The organism is Pseudonocardia sp., from assembly GCF_050246655.1.
In the GTDB taxonomy this organism is placed as follows: domain Bacteria; phylum Actinomycetota; class Actinomycetes; order Mycobacteriales; family Pseudonocardiaceae; genus Pseudonocardia.
This window is the reverse complement of record NZ_JBFWVQ010000007.1, coordinates 71,193-89,930: the sequence shown is the minus strand read 5'-3', so window position 1 is coordinate 89,930 and position 18,738 is coordinate 71,193. Positions and strand designations below refer to the sequence as shown.

The window sequence follows — 18,738 nt, the reverse complement described above, 5'->3', positions numbered from 1 at the left end:
GGCATGCGGCATCCCGCTCAGGTCACCGCCGCGACCACGGCCTTCTCGATCCGCCGCCGCTCCGCCTCCGCCACGGTGCCCTGCGCGCCCGAGCCCGCGAGGCAGAACGAGTCGACCACCGACGCGCCGAGCGTCGACACGCGGGCCCAGCGGACGTCCACCTCGCAGTCGGCGAGCGCCACCGCGATGCGGTACAGCAGCCCGATCCGGTCCGTGCCGCGCAGCTCCATGACGACGGCACCGGTGGCCTCGTCGTCGAACCACAGCACGCGAGGCCGCGGGGTGGTCTCCTCCGTGGGCGCCATCGGCGCGTAGTCCCGCTCCTTGCGGGCGAGCGCCTCCGGGAGCGACAGGGTGCCGTCGAGCGCCCGGCAGAGGTCCGCGCGCACCAGCGCCGCGTCGGGGAGCCCACCGAACCGCGGCGACACCGTCAGCTCGAACACCCGCACGTCGGGAGACGTGTGCTCACCCACCAGCCGGCCGTTCGTGCCGAGCTCGGCGGCGTGCACCTCCAGGGAGTGCAGCGCCAGCACCCCGGCCACCGCCGCCAGCGCCCTGGGCACGTTCGGGACCGCGACGACGACCCCCGCGGGCACCCCGTCCCGGGCGAACCGCAGTTGCGGCCCGCCGCCGCCCGCGACCGCCGCGGCGAGCTCCACCCCGAGGCCGCTGCGCGGCGCGGCCGAGCCGACCGGACGGCCGTCCAGGAGGGCGCGGCACCGGCGTCCCAGCTCGTGGATCAGACCTGCCTTCCACGGGCTCCAGACACCCGGCCCGGTGGCCAGCGCGTCCGCCTCCGCGAGCGCCTCGAGGATGTCCAGGACCAGCGCGTCGCCCTGCAGCGTCTCGACGACACGGCTGATCGTCGCCGGATCGTCCAGGTCGCGGCGGGTGGCGGTGTTCGGCAGCAGCAGGTGGTGGCGCACCACGGACCCGAGCACGGCCACGTCCGTTTCGGGGAAGCCGAGGCGGTTGCCGATCTGGATCGCGAGCGACTCCCCCACCACCGAGTGGTCCCCGTCGCGGCCCTTGCCGATGTCGTGCAGCAGGCTCCCCATGAGCAGCAGGTCCGGCCGCGCCACCGTCGTGGTGAGCCGTCCGGCCTGGGCGCAGGTCTCGACGAGGTGCCGGTCGACCGTCCAGATGTGCGCGCGGTCGCGCGGTGGCAGGTCGCGCACCGCACCCCATTCCGGGAACAGCCTCCCCCACAGGCCCGTGCGGTCCAGCGACTCCACGACGTCGACGAGCTTGCGGCCCGTGCCGAGCAGCGACAGCAGCTCCTCACGCGCCGCCCGCGGCCACGGTTCGCGCAGCTCCGGAGCGGTGTCGGCGAGCCGGTGCAGGGTGCCAGCCGCCACGGGCATCCCGGTGCGGGCCGCGGTCGCCGCCACCCGCAGCACCAGCGCGGGATCGCGCGCGGCGGTGGCGTCCCTGGCGAGGACGACCTCGCCGGCGTGCTCGACGACGCCGTTGTCCAGAGGGCGTCGTACGGGAGCCCGCCGCAGGGCCGCGAGACCCCGACGGGGCAGTGCGGCCTTCGCCGAGCGCAGCCCCACCTCGGCGGCGAAGGCGATCGCGCGGGCCGCCCCGGAGAGCGCCCGCGCCAGGTCGAAGCGGTCGCCGAGCGCCAGGACCGAGGCCACCTCGTCGGCATCCTGGGCACGCAGCACGTCGCGGGCCCGCCCGGCGAGGCGGTGCAGCTCGGTACGGACGTCCAGGACGAGGTCGCGCGCCTCCTGCACGTCGCGTGCCGGGCGCTGCAGGAGCTGCGCCATCGCGAGCGCGTCCAGCAGCTGCACGTCGCGCAGCCCGCCGTGGCCGTGCTTGAGGTCCGGCTCGATCCGGTGCGCGACGTCACCGACCTTGGCCCACCGGTCGCGGGCCTGCTCCGTGATCTCGTCCAGGCGGCCGCGGATGCCCGCCCGCCACGCCTGCCGGACCGCGGCCGAGACCTTCTCCGTCAGCTCCGGATCACCCGCGATGTGCCGCATCTCGAGGAGGCCGAACGCGGCCCGCAGGTCCGTCGTCGCGACCTGTACGGCCTGCCCGGGGGTGCGCACCGAGTGGTCCAGCCCGATGCCCGCATCCCACAGCGGGTACCACAGCTGGTCCGCGATGCGGTCGATGTCCTTGCGGCCGTCGTGCAGCAGGACCAGGTCGAGGTCCGAGTACGGGGCGAGCTCGCGGCGTCCCAGCGCCCCGACGGCCACGAGCGCCGCGCGGTCCGTGAGACCGATGGCGGCGGCCCGCGAGGCGAGCCAGAAGTCGTGCAGGTCGACCAGTGCCGCGCGCAGTGCCTCCGGGCTCAGCCTGCGCTTGCCCGTGTCCAACAGCACGGCCTTCGCCTGGGCCAGGTCCTGTGCGGAGCCCGTGCCGGCGACAACCACGTCGCGATACCCCCTTGGTACGCCAGTGCGACCGCCGGCCGCTCCGTGAGCGATGGCGTCACGGAGCGGCCGGTTGAGTCGATCAGAATCGCTGGTGCACAGGACGGGGACTAGATGGCGTCCGTCCCTCGCTCGCCGGTGCGCACCCGGACCACGTTCTCGACGGGGGTGACCCACACCTTGCCGTCACCGATCTTGCCGGTGCGGGCGGCCTCGACGACCGCGTCGACGACCTTGTCCGCGAGGTTGTCGTCCGCGACGACCTCCACCCGGACCTTCGGCACGAAGTCGACGGCGTACTCGGCGCCGCGGTAGACCTCGGTGTGGCCCTTCTGCCGACCGTAGCCCTGGACCTCGCTCACGGTCATGCCCAGCACGCCCAGCTGCTCCAGGGCGCTCTTGACGTCCTCGAGGACGAACGGCTTGATGATCGCGGTGACCAGCTTCATGTCTCAGCCCTCCTTGCCGGCGCTGACGGGAACGGCCGAGCCGGTCGGCAGCGGCCTCGCGCCCAGCCCGGCGCCACCGCCGAGCGAAGAGAAGTCATACCCGGTCTCGGCGTGCTCGGTCTCGTCGACGCTCGTGGCCTCGGCCTCGTCCGAGACCCGCAGGCCGATGACGGCCTTGAGGACGAAGGCGATGACCAGGGTGAGCACGAACGAGTAGGCGAGCACCGCGAAGGCACCGACGGCCTGGCGCCACAGCTGGTCCACACCGCCGCCGTAGAACAGGCCGTTGACACCGGCGGGCGAGCTCTCGGTGGCGAGGAAGCCGACGAGCAGCGTGCCGACCAGACCACCGACGAGGTGGACACCGACGACGTCGAGCGAGTCGTCGTAGCCGAACCGGAACTTCAGACCGACCGCCAGCGCGCAGACGACACCGGCGATCACACCGAGCGCGACCGCGCCCAGCGGCGACACCGACGAACACGACGGCGTGATCGCGACCAGGCCGGCGACGATGCCGGAGGCGGCGCCGAGGCTGGTGGGTGCACCGTCGCGGATCTTCTCGGTGACGAGCCAGCCGAGCATGGCGGCGGCGGTGGCGACCAGGGTGTTGATGAAGGCGAAGCCGGAGATCGCGCCGGAGCCGACGGCCGAACCCGCGTTGAAGCCGAACCAGCCGAACCACAGCAGTGCGGCGCCGAGCATGACCATCGTCAGGTTGTGCGGGCGCATGGGCTCGCGCGGCCAGCCGCGGCGCTTGCCGATCACGATCGCCAGGGCGAGGGCGGCGGCACCGGAGTTGATGTGGACCGCGGTACCACCGGCGAAGTCGATCGCCTTGAGCTGGTTGGCGATCCAGCCCCCGGTGGAGTCCTCACCGGCGGTGACGCCGTCGAACGCGAACACCCAGTGGGCGACGGGGAAGTAGACGATCGTTCCCCAGATGCCCGCGAAGATCAGCCACGAACCGAACTTCATGCGGTCCGCGACGGCACCCGAGATGAGGGCGACGGTGATGATGGCGAACGTCGCCTGGAAGGCGACGAACACGACCGAGGGGATCGAGCCGACGAGCGGGATCGCGACATCGACCGGGGGGACGGCCTCCGTGTCGGCCAGGTAGGTCCCCTCGGTCAGGCCGGCCAGGCCGGCGAACTCCGCCGGGTTGCCGACCAGGCCGAGGCCACCGACGCTGTTGCCGAAGGCCATCGAGTAGCCGTAGAGCACCCAGAGCACGCCGATGAGGCCCAACGCGGAGATGCTCATCATGATCTGGTTCAGCACGCTCTTGCTGCGCACCATGCCGCCGTAGAACAGCGCGAGGCCCGGCGTCATGAGCAACACCAGGGCTGTCGCCGTCATCATCCAGGCGGTATCGCCGGTATCGGGCACACCAGGCACCTTCACTCCTCCCGTTTCGCCGCTGCGTCCATGCGGCAGGTGGGCAAAGCCTCGGTAACCCGTGTTTCCGACAGTTCGTGATCACGTTTCGGAGATGTGAACGGACGCACCCGGCGCGTTACATCCGCATGTCGTTAGACCGAAGGTGGCATCGGCACGAGCGCCGACCGGTGCGCCGCCAGGAACTCCGCCGTGCTCACCGGCCGCCGTCCGAGGTAACGGCCGACCGCATCACTGACCCGGCCGAGGTAGCCCTCCCGCGCCGCCCGGCCGAAGCCGACCGCCATCGCGACCGCCTCCGGCGGCAGCCCGGCCCGGACCATCCCGGCCTCGATCACCTCGTCGGTGAGCGGCTGGTAGCGCACCTCACGGTCGGTCAGCGCCGAGAGGATCGCCGCCACGTCCGCCCCGGTGACGGCCTCCGCGCCGGTCAGCTCGATCGCGGTGCCCGGGTCCGCCGGGTCGGCGAGGATCGCCGCCGTCGCCGCGGCGAGGTCCCCGCGGGTGACGTAGCTCGTGGCGCCCTGGCCCGCGTTCGTGGCGTACACCCCCGCCGCGACCGCGGGGCGCGCCGCCAGCAGTAGCGTCTCGGTGTAGACGCCGTTGCGCAGCGCCGTGTACGGCAGCCCGGACGCCGCGAGCGCCGCCTCCGTCACCGCGTGGTCCGGCATCACCGGCGACGGGTTGCCGGGCGCGTCCACGGCCGTGGCGGAGGTGTAGAACACGTGCCCCACGCCGGCCCGGACGGCCGCGGCGATCGCGTTGCGGTGCTGGGTCCGGCGGTGGCCGATCCGGTCCGTGCTGACGATCAGCAGCCGGTCCGCCCCGGCGAAGGCCGGGCCGAGGGTCTGCGGATCGTCGAAGTCCGCCCGGCGCGTCTCCAGGCCCGGGAGGTCCTTCGGGGTGCGCGAGAGCGCGACGACGTCGTCGGTCCCGACGCGCCGGATCAGCTCGGCGAGGACGCTCGCGCCGAACTGCCCCGACGCACCCGTGACGGCGATCCGCATCAGTTCAGCAGGGCGTCGACGAACGCCCCCGGGACGAACGGGGCGAGGTCGTCCGGTCCCTCGCCGAGGCCGACCAGCTTCACCGGGACCCCGAGCTCGCGCTGCACGCGGAAGACGATCCCGCCCTTCGCGGTGCCGTCCAGCTTCGTGAGCACGATGCCGGTGACCTCGACGACCTCGCCGAACACCCGCGCCTGCATCAGCCCGTTCTGGCCCGTGGTGGCGTCCAGGACGAGCAGCACCTCGTCCACCTCGGCCTGCCGCGACACCACCCGCTTGACCTTGCCCAGCTCGTCCATCAGACCCGTCTTGGTGTGCAGGCGACCCGCGGTGTCGAGCAGCACCGCGTCCGCACCCTCGGTGTGGGCCTGCTTGACCGCGTCGAAGGCGACGCTCGCCGGGTCGGCGCCCTCCGGACCGCGCACCACGGTGGCACCCGCACGCTCGCCCCACGTGGCGAGCTGCTCGGCCGCCGCGGCCCGGAAGGTGTCGGCCGCCCCCAGGACGACGTGGCGACCGTCGGCCACGAGGACCCGGGCGAGCTTGCCCGTCGTCGTGGTCTTGCCGGTGCCGTTCACCCCGACGACCAGGAGCACCGCGGGCCTGCCGTCGTGCGGCAGCGCGCGCACGGACCGGTCCAGGTCGACGGCCAGCGCGTCGGTGAGGACGTCGCGCAGCAGCGTGCGAGCCTGCTCCGCGGTGCGTACCCCCCGGCTCGCGAGCTCGCTGCGGAGGCGCTCGACGAGCTCGGCCGTCATCTCCGGGCCGAGGTCGGCCTGCAGGAGGGTCGCCTCGACGTCCTCCCAGGAGTCCTCGTCCAGCTCCCCCGCGCCCAGCAGGCCCAGGAGGCCCTGGCCGAACCCGGATCGGGAGCGGGCCAGCTTCCCGCGCAGCCGCTCCAGACGGCCCGCCGTGGGTGCGATCGGTTCGGTCGGGACTGGCGTGGCCGGCGCGATCGGTGCGGTGGGTGCCGCCGCCTCGGGCGGCGCGACGGTCGTCGCCGGGTGGGCGGGTGCCGGGGCCCCGGTGTCCGGCGCCGCGCCCGGACGGGGCGGGGCGGCGGTCGCCGCGCCGTTGGACGACGCGCCGGTCCGGGTGTCGGGGGTGGTGCCGGGCGGGGGAGGCGCCGCGGGGGGTGTGTCCGCGGGTGCCGGGGCCGTGTCCGCGGGTGCCGTGTCCGCGGCCGCTGGGGTGGTGTCCTCGGATGGCGGGGCCGTGTCCGCCGGGGCCGTGTCCGCCGGGGGCGGGGCGGTATCGGCCCGGGCGGCGTCCTCGGCCGTGGGTGCGGCGGTGGTGCCGTTGGCCGGCGGTGCTGTGGGGGCCGCCGGGCCGTCCGGCCGGGCCGGGGCGGCGGTGGTGCCGTTCGCCGTCGGGGCCGTCGGTGCGGCCGTGGCACCGTTCGCCGCGGTGCCGGTCTCCGGGGCACCGGGCCGGGCGGGCGCCGCTCCCCCGTCGGGTGCCCGCGGTTCGCGGGGCCGCGGGGGCGTGGCCGTACCCGTCCCGGCCGAGAAGCTGAACCCGGTTCCCGCCTGGTACGTGCCACCGCGGCGCGGAGCCTCGGCGGCCCCGTCCTCCTGGGGCTCCCGGAGGCTGATCCGCCGCCGCCGCCGCGCCAGGATCAGGCCGACGACGAGCGCGATCAGGACGAGCGCCGCCACGACCGCGACGACGATCCAGAGGGTCTCGGTGGTCACCCGACAACCCTGTCATGGGCCCGCTCGACCCCGCCGGGCACGTCCATGATCACCGGGCAGTTCCCGGCGCTCACCCGCGCACCGGCACCCACCGTGCACACGCCCCCGCACCGTGCACACGCCGGCGCGGCCGTGCACCCCGCCCGACATGTGCACGGGAACGCCACGGTGTGCACGGCGACGCACGGGACCGCGGTCAGAGCAGTGTCGCGGGCCGCAACCGCTGACTGATCACGGTGGTGATGCCGTCGCCGCGCATCGCGACGCCGTAGAGGACGTCCGCGACCTCCATCGTCGGCTTCTGGTGGGTGATCACGATGAGCTGGGAGGACTCGCGCAGCTCCTCCAGCAACGAGATGAGCCGCCGCAGGTTCACGTCGTCGAGCGCGGCCTCGATCTCGTCGAGCACGTAGAACGGCGACGGGCGCGCGCGGAAGATCGCCACGAGCAGCGCGACGGCCGTCAGCGACCGCTCCCCGCCGGACAGCAGCGACAACCGCTTGACCTTCTTGCCCGGCGGGCGGGCCTCGACCTCGATGCCGGTGGTGAGCATGTCCTCGGGATCGGTGAGCGAGAGGCGGCCCGCGCCGCCCGGGAAGAGCGTCTCGAAGACGATCTCGAACTCCCGCGCGACGTCCTCGTAGGCCGCCGCGAAGACCTCCAGGATCTTGGCGTCCACCTCGCGGACGACGGTGAGCAGGTCGCGGCGGGTGTCCTTGAGGTCCTCGAGCTGGGTCGACAGGAACGTGTAGCGCTCCTCCAGCGCCGCGAACTCCTCCAGGGCGAGCGGGTTGACCTTGCCGAGCAGGGCGAGGTCGCGCTCGGCGCGCTGGAGGCGCTTCTGCTGGACGGCGCGGTCGTAGGACGTGCCCTGTGGCGCCGAGACCGCCTCGCCCCGCTCCCGCGCCGCCTCGTACTCGGCGACCACGTCCGCGGGCGGGGGGAGGTCGACGTCGGGACCGTACTCGGCGACCAGGTCCTCGACGCCGAGGCCGTGGCGTTCGAGGACGGCCGTGGCGAGCTGGTCGAGCTTCATGCGCTGCTGGGCGCGCAGCACCTCGTCCCGGTGGACGGCGTCGGTGAGCTTCTCCACGAGGGCCCCGAGCCGCGTCGTGGTGAGCGCGACCTCGCCGCGCGCCCGCTCCCGCTCGGCGCGGGCGGCGGCGATCGCGTCCCGTTCGCGGGCCGCCGCAGCGAGCGAGGCCTCGATCCGGGCCCGGGCCTGCGTCCCCGCGTCCACGACCAGGCGCGCGACGGCCGCGTTGCGCTCCCGGGCCGCCCGGACCGCGGCCGCGCGCTCGCGGGCCTGGCGCTCCGACGCGGCCTGGCGGCGCAGCGAGTCCGCGCGGCCGGCGATGGCGCGGGCCCGCTCCTCCGCGGTGCGCAACGCCAGCCGCGCCTCCACCTCCTCGCTGCGGGCGGCGGCCACCGCCTCGGCGGCGGCGTCGCGGACCTCAGTGTCCGGTTCCTCGGCCACCGGCTCGTCCTCGGCGAGAGCGAGCTGCTGCTCGGCGGCCTCCAGGGCGAGCAGGGCGTCCGAGCGGCGCGACTCCACCTCGTCGCGGCGGGCCCGCAGCCGCTGCGCCTCCGCCTCGGCCGACCGCAGCGCCTGCTCCAGGCGCCCGAGCTGGGCGGACGCGGCGGCGCGCCGCTGCGCGAGGGCCGCCCGCTCGCGCTGGGCGGCCTCCAGGTCCCGTAGCCGGGCCGCCTCCTCCGCGCGGGCCCCGTCGAGGGCCGGGCGCAGGTGGTGGAGCTCCTGCTCGGCCCGGTCCGTCTCCGCCTGGGCCTCGTCGACGGCGGCGCGGACGTCCAGCGCCCCGGTGGCCGCCGCGGATCCGCCCACCGCGCTGTGCGGGCCAAGGACGTCCCCGTCCGCGGTCACGGCCTTCAGCGGCCCCCGGGCGGCGCGCGACTCGGCCGCGCCCGGCGGGAAGCCGGCCGCGCCCGGCGGGAAGCCGGCCGCGCCCGGCGGGAAGCCTGGTGCGCCCGGGGCCCCGGGCGCGCCCCCCGCGGCCACCCCAGAGCCCGCCGGATCGCGGTCGCACACATCTCCGCGTGCCGGCACAGACCGCCGGCCGTGTGTGTCACCGCCACGAGGTGTGTGCGAGGCGTCCCCCGCGCCCGACCGGTCCCCCGCGCCGCACAGGTCCCCGGCGACGACGGCGCGGGCCGCGTCCAGGTCCGCCACGAGGACGACGCCGTCCAGCAGCCGGCGCAGCGCGCCCGCCACCGGGCCGTCCCCGACGCCGTCCGCGAGCCACCGCCCGCCGGCCGGAGCCACGCCGCGCGCGTCCGCCGCGCCGGGAGCGCCGCCCGCCGCCGCGCCCGGGGCGTGAGCGGCTGCGTCGCCACCGGCCGACCCGCCGCTCGGCCCCGCCACGACCAGCGCCGCGCGTCCCGCGTCCCCCGCTCGCAGCAGCGCCAGCGCCTCCGCCGCCGCCTCCGGCGACCGGACGGCCACCGCACCCGCGAGCTCCCCGAGCACCGCAGCGACCGCGGACCGCGCCCACGGCTCGACCGCGACCAGCTCCGGCACCGTCCCCAGCACGCCCGCCGGGCCGCGCTCACCCACGAGCGACGCACTCCCGTCCGGCGGCGCGAGGCTCGATCGCAGCGCCTCGACCCGCGCCGCCCACCGGGCGAGCCGCTGCTCGGCCTCCCGCTCGCGCGCCACCAGCTCGGCGACGCGTTCCACGGCCGCCTCCCGCGACCGGGCCGCCCCGGCGCAACGCTCCTCCAGCCCCTCGACGTCGTCGTCGGAGTCCCCGAGCCCGGTACGGGCCTGCGCCAGCTCGGACTCCGCCGTGTCCGTCCGCTCCTGCGCCTCCCCGAGCGACTCGGAGAGCCGCTCGATCTCCGCCGCCGTGGCCGCAGCCCCGCTGCGCAGCGCCTCCGCCCGCCCGGCGAGGGTGGCGAGCCCGGCCCGCCGGTCGGCGAGCGCACGCACGGCGGCCAGGTGCGCCCGCTCGGCGGCGGCGAGCACCTTCTCCTGCTCGGCTCGCTCGGCGAGCACCTCGTCCAGCCGGGTGCGGGCCTCCACGACGGCAGCGACGAGCTGCTCCTCCTGCTCGGTGACGAGCTCGGCCTCGGCCTCCAGCTCGTCCGGGTCACGCCCCTCGCGGCGCGCCTCCCCGGGGTCGGCGAGGTGCCGGACCCGTTCCTCGGCCAGCCGGACGGTGCCCGCCAGCCGCTCGGCCAGGGCGGAGAGCCGGTACCAGGTGTCCTGGGCGGCGGCCAGCCGCGGCGCGTCCTGCGCCAGCGCCGCCGTCAGCCTCTCCTGCTCGACGCGGGCGACCGACAGCTCCGCCTCCACCTCGGCGCGCCGGGCGCGGGCGGCGGCCTCGTCGGCCTCGTCGCGGGCCAGCTCGTCGCGCAGGGTGACGATGTCGTCCGCGGCGAGGCGCAACTGGGCGTCCCGCAGTTCGGACTGCACGGCCTGCGCCTTGCGCGCGATCTCCGCCTGCCGCCCGAGGGGCTTGAGCTGGCGGCGCAGCTCTGCGGTGAGGTCGGTGAGCCGCGTGAGGTTGGCCTGCATCGCGTCGAGCTTGCGCAGGGCGCGTTCCTTGCGCTTGCGGTGCTTGAGGACGCCCGCAGCCTCCTCGATGTAGGCGCGGCGGTCCTCGGGCTTGGACTGCAGGATCGCGTCGAGCTGCCCCTGGCCGACGACGACGTGCATCTCGCGGCCGATACCGGAGTCGGAGAGCAGCTCCTGGATGTCGAGCAGCCGGCAGGACGAGCCGTTGATCTCGTACTCCCCCGCACCGTCGCGGAACATCCGCCGCGTGATGGACACCTCGGAGTACTCGATCGGCAGCGCACCGTCGGAGTTGTCGATCGTGAGCGTGACCTCCGCGCGGCCCAGCGGGGCCCGGCCGGACGTGCCGGCGAAGATCACGTCCTCCATCTTCCCGCCGCGCAGCGCCTTGGCGCCCTGCTCGCCCAGCACCCAGCTGATCGCGTCCACGACGTTGGACTTGCCCGAGCCGTTCGGGCCGACGACGCAGGTGATCCCGGGCTCCAGGCGCAGCGTCGTCGCCGAGGCGAAGGACTTGAAGCCCTTCAGCGTCAGGCTCTTGAGGTGCACAGTTCAGGCTAACCAGCGGAGATGTCGATCGTTGGCAGGGCATGACCCGACGCGCGCACCGGATCCTGCTCGCGGCCGTCGCGACCGCATCGATCACCGCATCGATGGCGGCATCGCTGCTGCTCACCGGCGTGGCGCAGGCTCTGCCGCCGCTGCCGCTGCCGCCGCTGCTCGGCGGTCCGCACGCCGGCGAGCGCAGCGAGGAGCCCGCGCGGACGCCACCGGACGGCCCCGCGCCCTCCCCGGTGTCGCCGCCGCGCGCCGCCCCCGACGAGACCGGCTGGGCGGGCCGGATCGTCGCGCTCACCAACGACGAGCGCGCCCGGGCCGGGTGCGGGACCGTGGCCACGGACGACCGGCTCGCCGCTGCGGCGCAGGCGCACGCGCGGGACATGGCAGACCGCAACGAGATGTCGCACGTCGGCAGCGACGGGAGCACGTTCGACGAACGGATCCGGGCGGCGGGCCACGACGAGCCCGGCGCGGAGAACATCGCCCGCGGCTACCCGGACCCGGAGACGACGATGCGCGAGTGGATGGCCTCGTCTGGGCACCGCCGCAACATCGTGAACTGCGACTACGTGACGATCGGCGTGGGGTACGACGCGCGGGGCAACTTCGTGGCGCAGGAGTTCGGTCGCCCCGAGTAGCCGTCAGGGCCGGTCGAACTCGCCGGCACGCACGCCGGCGAGGAACGCGTCCCACTCGGCCGGGGTGTAGTGGTGGGGCGCCAGCTCCCGGTTCTTCGTGTCGCGGACTGCGACCCGCCCGTCCGGCAGGAAGGCCACCTCGACGCAGCCGTTCGCGTTCCCGCTGCTGAAGCTGCTCTTGAACCAGCGGATGTCCGCGCCGTCCACAGCGCCTCCCGTCCCTGCTCAGCCGCTGCCGTCGAGGACCCCCCGGACGAGCGCCGCCGAGTCGGCGAGCCCGAGGGCCTCGGCCCGCAGCCGGTCGAAGAACAGCCTAGCGCGGGCGACGTCGGGCTCCTTGTCGAAGGTCACTGCGCCGAGGGTGTGCTCCACGTAGGCGATGTCCGGCTCGCCGAGGTCGCCGAAGCTGAGCAGGGTGAACGGCGACGCCAGGGCCGGGTGCGCGCCGACCCGGGTGGGCAGCACCTGCAGGGTGACGGTCGGCAGCTCGACCGCCCGCAGGAGGTGCTCCAGCTGTGCCCGGTGCACCGCCGGGCCGCCGACCGGCCGGCGCAGCGCGGCCTCGTCGATGATCGCCTCCAGGTGCAGCGGGTTCTCGGAATCGGTGAGCCGCTCCTGGCGGATGGTCCGGACCGCGACGGCGTTCTCCAGCGCCTGGCCGGAATCCCACACCATCCCGGCGGCGAACAGAGCCCGGGCGTAGTCCGCGGTCTGCAGCAGGCCGGGCACGTAGCTGACGGTGAAGTCGCGGACGCGGCCGGCCTCGGTCTCGAAGCCGACGTACGACGCGCCACCACCACCCAGCCCGTACGCCTGCCACCACCCCCGCTGCTTCGCCACCCGGGCGAGCGCGAGCAGCTCCTCCCAGCGGTCCCCCGCGTCGTAGAGGTCGAGCATGCTCTTGACCGCGTGCACGTTCGCGCCCTGCTGGGCGTTCTCGATGCGGCTGAGCGTGCTGTCGGAGAAGTCCAGCCGGGGTGCGGCCTCCTCCAGCGTGAGCCCGGCCGCCTCGCGCAGCTTCCGCAGCTCGCGCGCCAGGATCCGGCGCCGCACCTGCGACCCGTTGCGCCCCGCCACCTCACCCCCCGGATCCGTGCCGTCACCGATCGTGACAGACGGGAACGCGGATCCGGGAATCCCGCACCGGGGGATCCCGAAGTCGATCTCTCATCCGGACCCTACGCGGCATGACGCCAGAAGATCGGCTCGCCGAGGCCGCCGTCCTGCTGCGCCGGTGGCCGACCACCCAGGCCCGCCTGCGCGAACGCCACGTCGAGGGCCCGGACGGCCGCTGCCTCGGCTGCACCAGCGCGACGCATCCGGCTCCCCGGTGGCCGTGCACCCTGGCGCTGCTCGTGACCTGGTCACCCGGACCCACGTGACAGGTCACACCGCCGAGAGGATCGGCGCGAACGCGAGCTCCGCCGCCCCGACGATCTGGACGTCGCGGGGCGCGAGCGCGGAACGCACCACCCGCGCGCCGACCGCGCGCCCGACGAGGCTGTGCTCGCCGACGTGGGCGTCGAGATCGTCCAGGACGCTACCGGGGAGCTCGGCGAGGAGGTCGCCGAGGACGATCAGCTCGGGCGCGAACAGGTTGACGACGTTGACCAGCCCGAGCCCGAGCCAGGCGGTGAGGTCCGCGAGCCGGGTGCGGGCCGCCGCCGGGTCCGCCGCCAGCGCACGCAGCTCGGCGACGAGCTCACCGCGGCCCGCCGTGGGCGCGAGGTCCAGGACCCGGCGCAGGGCGGCGGCGCCGATCTCGGTCTCCCAGCAGCCGTGCGCGCCGCAGTGGCACGGCCGCCCGCCGGGCCGCACGACCATGTGCCCCATCTCGGCGGCCCCGCGCTGGGCAACTCCCCCGCTGATCACGCCCCCGCCGACGCCGACGTCCCCCGCGACGAACACGACGTCCCCCACCCCCTGGGCGACCCCCCGCGTGTGCTCGGCGAGCGCGCCGAGATCGGCGTCGTTCGCGACGTGCACGGGCGTGTCGAGCGCCTTGGTGAGCCGCTCCCCCAGCGGCACCTCGGCCCAGCCGAGGTTGGGCGCCACCCGCAGGAGACCGTCCGCGCGCCGGACGACGCCGGGCACGGACACCCCGACCGCGGCCGGGGCGACGCCAGCCTCCTCGATGAGCAGGTGCGCCGACTCGACGATCCGGGTGAGCACCTCCGGCGGCGTCCCCGTGTCGGTGCCCGGCCCCCGGCGCAGCCGCCAGCCCAGCCGGGCGAGCGTCTCCCCGCCGAGGCCGACCAGGGCGACCGCGACGGCGTCCGTGCGGATGTCGACCGACGCCACGACGGCCGCGAGCGGCCGCGGCAGCACCAGGAGCGACGGCCGCCCCGCACCGCTGCGCCGCGCCGGGAGCCGCTCCGCGACCAGCCCGGACTCGGCGAGCCCGTCGACGACGGCCTTGATGGTGCTGCGGTTGAGGCCCAGCTCGGCCGCGAGCGTGGCTCGGGTGCACGGCCCGTCGACGTGCAGCCTGCGCAGCACCGCGGTGCGGTTGTGCCGGCGTGCGTCGTCGGGCCGCGCCCCCTCGACGCTGGACATGCTCACGGTCGACACGCCCGAAGGGTCCCCGACGGTCCCTGGTCGCCGGTCAGCGGCCGGTTGCCGCGGACCGCCGTCGCGAGAGCGCGTCCACGCTCGCCGCGAGCAGCAGGACGAGCCCGGTGACGATGAGGACGACGGCCGCGGGCTGGCGCAGCAGGCCCAGCCCGTTGCCGACCATGGCGAGCACCGCGCCACCGATGACGGCCGTGGAGACGCGCCCCTTGCCGCCGAACAGCGACGTGCCACCGATGACGGCCGCGCCGACGGCGAAGAGCAGCGTCGTGCCGCCACCCGCGGTCGGGTCGACCGAGCCGACCTTCGACGAGTACACGATCGCGCCGACGGCGGCCACCGCACCGGAGATCACGAAGACGCTCGCCCGGATGCGCGGGACGTTGATGCCCGCGCGCCGGGCGGCCTCCGCGTTGCCGCCGACCGCGTAGATGTGCCGGCCGAACGCGGTGCGGTCCAGCACGTAGGTGCCCACGACCAGCAACACCAGCACGATCGGGACGACGTAGGGGACGCCGAGGATCTCGATCGTGGGGCTCTGCGAGCGGTTCTGCGTGAGCAGGTACGTGGCGACCGCCGCGAGCACCGCGGTGACCCCGACCTTGATGAGCACCAGCGGTGTGGGTTGCGTGACGAGCCCCTTGCGCAGCCGCGCCCAGTGCCGTCCGAGCACCACCGCGGCGTAGCCGCCGACGGAGACCACGAACAGCACCCAGCTGCCGACGACGCCGAGGTTGCCGTTGGCGACGGCGAACAGGGTGTCGTTGCGCAGGCCCAACGTCCCGCCCTCGCCGATGAGCTGCAGGATCACGCCCTGCCAGGTGAGGAAGAGCGCCAGCGTGACGACGAACGACGGGATGCCGACCCGGGCGACGAGGAACCCCGTGAGGATGCCGATCGAGGTGCCGACGCACACCGCGAGCAGCATCTCGAGCCACGGGTTGGGCCCGGCGCCGAGCAGCACGATCGCGAGCGCGATCACCGGCCCGACGACCGCCGCCCACAGCCGCAGCTGCGCGGCCAGCGCCCCCGCCAGGAACAGGAGCAGGCAGAACGCGGCGAACACGAACGACCCCATGGCGCCCAGGAGGTTGCCCTGCGAGGTGAGGTGCAGGGCGAGCACCGCCGCGCACACCCCGGACGCCGTGCCGGCCGCCAGGTCGATCTCCCCGAGCAGCAGGACGAACACCAGGCCCATCGCGATGATCGTGACCCCCGCACCCTGGGCGAGCAGGTTCGCGAGGTTGCCCAGCGTGAGAAACGTGTCGGACGCGATCGAGAAGAAGATCGTCAACACGATGAGGCCGAGCAGCGCGGGCAGCGATCCCAGCTCGCCCCCGCGCACCCGGGCGACGTAGTCGCGCAGCGCCTCGGCCGTGGAGCGCGAGGTCGTGTCGATGCCGAAGTCCGCGATGGCGCCCTGCGACGGTGCGGGACCGGTCGGGCTGGTGGGTGCGGCCATCAGTACGTCGCTCCCGTCTGATCCATCAGATCGTCCATCAGATCGTCCATCAGATCGTCACCGCGTCCGGGCGGGCCAGGCCGAGCTCACCGGAGCGCCCGGCGGTGATCAGCTCGACGACCTGGCTGTGCGTGAGGTCGGCCGCCGGGAGGTCCGCGACGAGCCGGCCGAGGTAGAGCGTCGCGATGCGGTCGGAGACCTCGAAGACGTCACTCATGTTGTGGCTGATCAGCACCACGCCCAGGCCCTGCTCGGCGAGCCGACGCACCAGGTCGAGGACCTGGCGGGTCTGGGCGACGCCCAGCGCGGCCGTCGGCTCGTCGAGCAGCACGACCTTGGACTCCCAGAGGACGGCCTTCGCGATCGCGACCGTCTGGCGCTGGCCGCCGGACAGCGACGAGACGAGGGTGCGCACCGACTTGACCGTGCGCACCGACAGCGTCGCGAGCGTCTCCCTGGCGGCCTGCTCCATGCTGCTCTCGTCCAGCGACCACGGCTTCCCGCGCTCGCGGCCGAGGAACATGTTCTCGACGATGTCGAGGTTGTCGGCGAGCGCGAGGTCCTGGTAGACGACCTCGATCCCGAGCGCCGCGGCGTCGCGCGGACCCGTGATGTGCACGGGCTTCCCGCCGAAGAACACCTCGCCGGAGTCCGCCGGATGGATCCCGGCGATGCACTTGACCAGCGTCGACTTGCCCGCGCCGTTGTCGCCGACGAGCGCGGTGACCTCACCGGGCCGTACCGCGAAGTCGACGTCGTGGAGCACGTGCACGGGGCCGAAGCTCTTGTTGACCCCGCGGAGCTCGAGGATCGGAGCCGTCATCTGAGTTCGCTCCAGGCCTAGTCGATGCCGAGCTGGGTGCAGGCGGCGGCGACGTCGGGCACGCAGATCTCCTGGGCCGTCACCTGGCCGGAGTCGACGACGACCTTGACGTTGTCCTTGGTGATGAGGATGGGGGTGAGCAGCACGGACTTGACGGCGCGGTTGCCCTGCGGGTCCTGCACGGAGCCGGTGGCGAGCGCGTCAGCGGCGGCCGTGTCGCCCTTGGCGAGGGAGGCGGCGAGCGAAGCGGTGGCCTCGGCCTCCTGGGCGATCGGCTTGAAGACGGTCATGTACTGGTCGCCACGCAGGATCGCCTGGAGCGCCTCGGCGCTCGCGTCCTGGCCGGTGACCGGGACCTTGCCGTTCAGGCCGTTCTTCTTCAGCACGGTGATGACCGCGCCCGCCATGCCGTCGTTGGCGGCGAGCACGCCGTCCACCTGGCCGCCGTTGGCGGTGAGGAACTGCTCGAACGTCACGCCGCCCTGCTGGTTGTTCCAGTCCGGGATGCGCTGGCTGCCGACGAGCTTGTACTCACCGGAGTCGTACTTGGGCTTGAGCACGCTCTCGGCGCCCTCGTAGAACAGCGTCGCGTTGTTGTCGGTAGGCGCGCCGTTGATCTCGATGATGTTGGCGCCCTGCTTGGCGCCCACGCCCTGGACGAGGCCGTCACCCTGCAGCTTGCCGACGGCGACGTTGTCGAAGGAGACGTAGTAGTCGGAGGTGCCGCCGAGGTTGAGCCGGTCGTAGTCGATGGTCGGGATGCCCGCGGCCTGCGCCTTCTTGGCGACCGCTGCGCCGACCTCGCTGTTCGGGGCGTCGATGACCAGCACCTTGACGCCCGCGTTGATCATCCCGTCGGCGAGCGTGGAGAACTTCTGGACGTCGCCCTGGGCGTTCTGGATGTCCGGGTCAAGGCCCGCCTCGCGCATGGCCTTGTCGAGCAGGGGCTTGTCGAAGCTCTCGTAGCGGGCCGAAGTGGCGGTCTCCGGCAGGATCACGCCGACCTTCACCCCGCTCGGGGCGGCGGAGGTCTCGCCTCCGCCGCTCGGGCTCGCCGCCTGGTTCGCCCCGCATCCGGTGAGGCCGATGGCAAGCCCGGCACCGATCGCCACCACCATCGCGCTCGTCCTGCGCATGTGCACCCCTTCCATCCCGGACGGCGCCGTCGCCGACCGGATATGTTGTGGCTCGCAACGTACGCGTACGAAAGAGTGTCGGCCAGGTCTCAGCACCGATTCAGAGCACGGCGCGACGTCACGGTTTCGCAACGTGCCCTGCTGCCCGGGTCCCCCCGTCGACAACGACGTTGTGCAGCCGAAACCCCCCTGTTGATCAGCACAACGTCGTTCTCGACGAGCGTTCGGCCAGCCGCCGGCGCACGATCGCGACGGTCCGCTCCGGGTGGCGGACGATGTCGTCCCGGGTGAAGCGCAGGGTCAGCCAGCCGAGGTCGCCCAGCAGGAGATCGCGGGCCCGGTCGCTGCGGGACCTGGCATCGTCGAAGTGGTCCGAGCCGTCGTACTCGGCGGCGAGCATCGCCTCCGGGTAGGCGAGGTCCGCGCGCGCGACCACCTCGCCACACCCGTCCCGGATCCGGAACTGCACCTCCGGCACGGGCAGCCCGCCGAGCACCAACACCAGCCGCAGGTGGGTCTCCGGCGGCGACTCGGCCCGGGGATCGGCCAGCCCGACGGCGCGCGCCAGGTGCCGGCGGCCGCGAGCGCCCGGCGGGCCGTCCAGCAGCCGGACCGGCGCGAACCCGCCGACGCGCGCGAGGGCGTCGATCGCGACGACGGCCTCGGCCAGGGACGAGCGACGTCCGAGGTCCCAGGCCGTCCGCAGCGGGGTCGTCACGCGGCACCCGTCGACGTCGCAGACGTCGGCCGGTTCGAGCTGGTGCTGGCGCACGACCAGCCCGCGGCGCGGGCGGACGTCACCTCGCGGCGCGATGATCTCGGCCCGCGCGTTCTCGGGACTGAAGCCCGCGCCGAGAAGGGCGGCGGCGGAGTGGCCGCCGAGCGCGCCGTCGGGTGGCACGAGCAGGTACGCCGCGCGGGACCGGAGACCTAGGTCCTGCCGCAGGTCGGCCGGGACGAACACGTCCCGGAACACGGCGGCGTAACGCGAGGAGTGCAGGGTGGCCCGGGTGAGCAGGCCGGCGTCGACGGCGTCCGAGCCGCGGAAAGGATGATCAATCACCCGCACAGGGT

At 74.4% G+C, this 18,738-nt stretch carries 15 protein-coding genes; 2 read left to right on the top strand and 13 right to left on the bottom strand.

Going from position 1 to position 18,738, the window contains the following annotated elements:
* Positions 1-17 precede the first annotated feature (17 nt).
* The 6 genes from AB7J25_RS04405 to AB7J25_RS04380 all read right to left on the bottom strand — a co-directional run bounded on the left by AB7J25_RS04405 (position 18) and on the right by AB7J25_RS04380 (position 11,022).
* Positions 18-2,387 (bottom strand): [protein-PII] uridylyltransferase, encoded by a 2,370-nt coding sequence (locus tag AB7J25_RS04405; protein WP_428505273.1) that lies wholly within the window; start codon positions 2,385-2,387, stop codon positions 18-20.
* 110 nt (positions 2,388-2,497) lie between these two features.
* Positions 2,498-2,836 carry a P-II family nitrogen regulator gene (locus tag AB7J25_RS04400; RefSeq protein WP_428505271.1) on the bottom strand — a complete coding sequence of 113 codons (339 nt, stop codon included), beginning with the start codon at positions 2,834-2,836 and terminating at the stop codon, positions 2,498-2,500.
* Positions 2,837-2,839: 3 nt separating this feature from the next.
* A complete protein-coding gene (locus AB7J25_RS04395) occupies positions 2,840-4,228 on the bottom strand; it encodes an ammonium transporter (RefSeq protein ID WP_428505269.1) in 1,389 nt (462 codons plus the stop codon).
* A gap of 143 nt (positions 4,229-4,371) precedes the next feature.
* The gene (locus tag AB7J25_RS04390; RefSeq protein WP_428505267.1) at positions 4,372-5,244 is read right to left on the bottom strand and encodes an NAD(P)H-binding protein; all 873 of its coding nucleotides are present in this window, start codon (positions 5,242-5,244) and stop codon (positions 4,372-4,374) included.
* The gene (gene ftsY / locus AB7J25_RS04385; RefSeq protein WP_428505265.1) at positions 5,244-6,938 is read right to left on the bottom strand and encodes a signal recognition particle-docking protein FtsY; all 1,695 of its coding nucleotides are present in this window, start codon (positions 6,936-6,938) and stop codon (positions 5,244-5,246) included. The genes AB7J25_RS04390 and ftsY overlap by 1 nt, the downstream gene beginning before the upstream one ends.
* 196 nt (positions 6,939-7,134) lie before the next feature.
* On the bottom strand, positions 7,135-11,022 hold the full coding sequence (locus AB7J25_RS04380; RefSeq protein ID WP_428505262.1) for an AAA family ATPase: 3,888 nt from the start codon (positions 11,020-11,022) through the stop codon (positions 7,135-7,137).
* Positions 11,023-11,063: 41 nt separating this feature from the next.
* Between AB7J25_RS04380 and AB7J25_RS04375 the strand changes: the two genes are divergently transcribed.
* Positions 11,064-11,672 carry a CAP domain-containing protein gene (locus tag AB7J25_RS04375; RefSeq protein ID WP_428505260.1) on the top strand — a complete coding sequence of 203 codons (609 nt, stop codon included), beginning with the start codon at positions 11,064-11,066 and terminating at the stop codon, positions 11,670-11,672.
* A gap of 3 nt (positions 11,673-11,675) precedes the next feature.
* Here AB7J25_RS04375 and AB7J25_RS04370 read toward each other — a convergent pair whose 3' ends face one another.
* Together AB7J25_RS04370 and AB7J25_RS04365 are read right to left on the bottom strand one after the other, a co-directional pair.
* Positions 11,676-11,879 (bottom strand): DUF397 domain-containing protein, encoded by a 204-nt coding sequence (locus AB7J25_RS04370; protein WP_428505259.1) that lies wholly within the window; start codon positions 11,877-11,879, stop codon positions 11,676-11,678.
* A gap of 18 nt (positions 11,880-11,897) precedes the next feature.
* On the bottom strand, positions 11,898-12,749 hold the full coding sequence (locus AB7J25_RS04365; protein WP_428505258.1) for a helix-turn-helix domain-containing protein: 852 nt from the start codon (positions 12,747-12,749) through the stop codon (positions 11,898-11,900).
* A gap of 110 nt (positions 12,750-12,859) precedes the next feature.
* Here AB7J25_RS04365 and AB7J25_RS04360 point away from each other — a divergent pair, with 110 nt between their 5' ends.
* A complete protein-coding gene (locus tag AB7J25_RS04360; protein ID WP_428505256.1) occupies positions 12,860-13,054 on the top strand; it encodes a hypothetical protein in 195 nt (64 codons plus the stop codon).
* Positions 13,055-13,058: 4 nt separating this feature from the next.
* On the opposite strand, the gene AB7J25_RS04355 is transcribed toward AB7J25_RS04360, so the two are convergent.
* From AB7J25_RS04355 to AB7J25_RS04335, 5 genes are all read right to left on the bottom strand, one after another.
* Entirely contained in the window at positions 13,059-14,228 is a 1,170-nt protein-coding gene (locus tag AB7J25_RS04355; protein ID WP_428505333.1) for an ROK family protein, read from the bottom strand.
* 49 nt (positions 14,229-14,277) lie between these two features.
* Positions 14,278-15,705 carry a sugar ABC transporter permease gene (locus AB7J25_RS04350; protein ID WP_428505254.1) on the bottom strand — a complete coding sequence of 476 codons (1,428 nt, stop codon included), beginning with the start codon at positions 15,703-15,705 and terminating at the stop codon, positions 14,278-14,280.
* A gap of 49 nt (positions 15,706-15,754) precedes the next feature.
* Entirely contained in the window at positions 15,755-16,528 is a 774-nt protein-coding gene (locus AB7J25_RS04345) for an ATP-binding cassette domain-containing protein (protein ID WP_428505252.1), read from the bottom strand.
* 17 nt (positions 16,529-16,545) lie between these two features.
* Positions 16,546-17,664 (bottom strand): sugar ABC transporter substrate-binding protein, encoded by a 1,119-nt coding sequence (locus AB7J25_RS04340; protein WP_428505250.1) that lies wholly within the window; start codon positions 17,662-17,664, stop codon positions 16,546-16,548.
* A 196-nt stretch (positions 17,665-17,860) separates the two neighbouring features.
* Positions 17,861-18,727: a DUF559 domain-containing protein gene (locus tag AB7J25_RS04335; RefSeq protein ID WP_428505248.1), complete on the bottom strand. Its 867-nt coding sequence runs from the start codon at positions 18,725-18,727 to the stop codon at positions 17,861-17,863.
* Positions 18,728-18,738 lie beyond the last annotated feature (11 nt).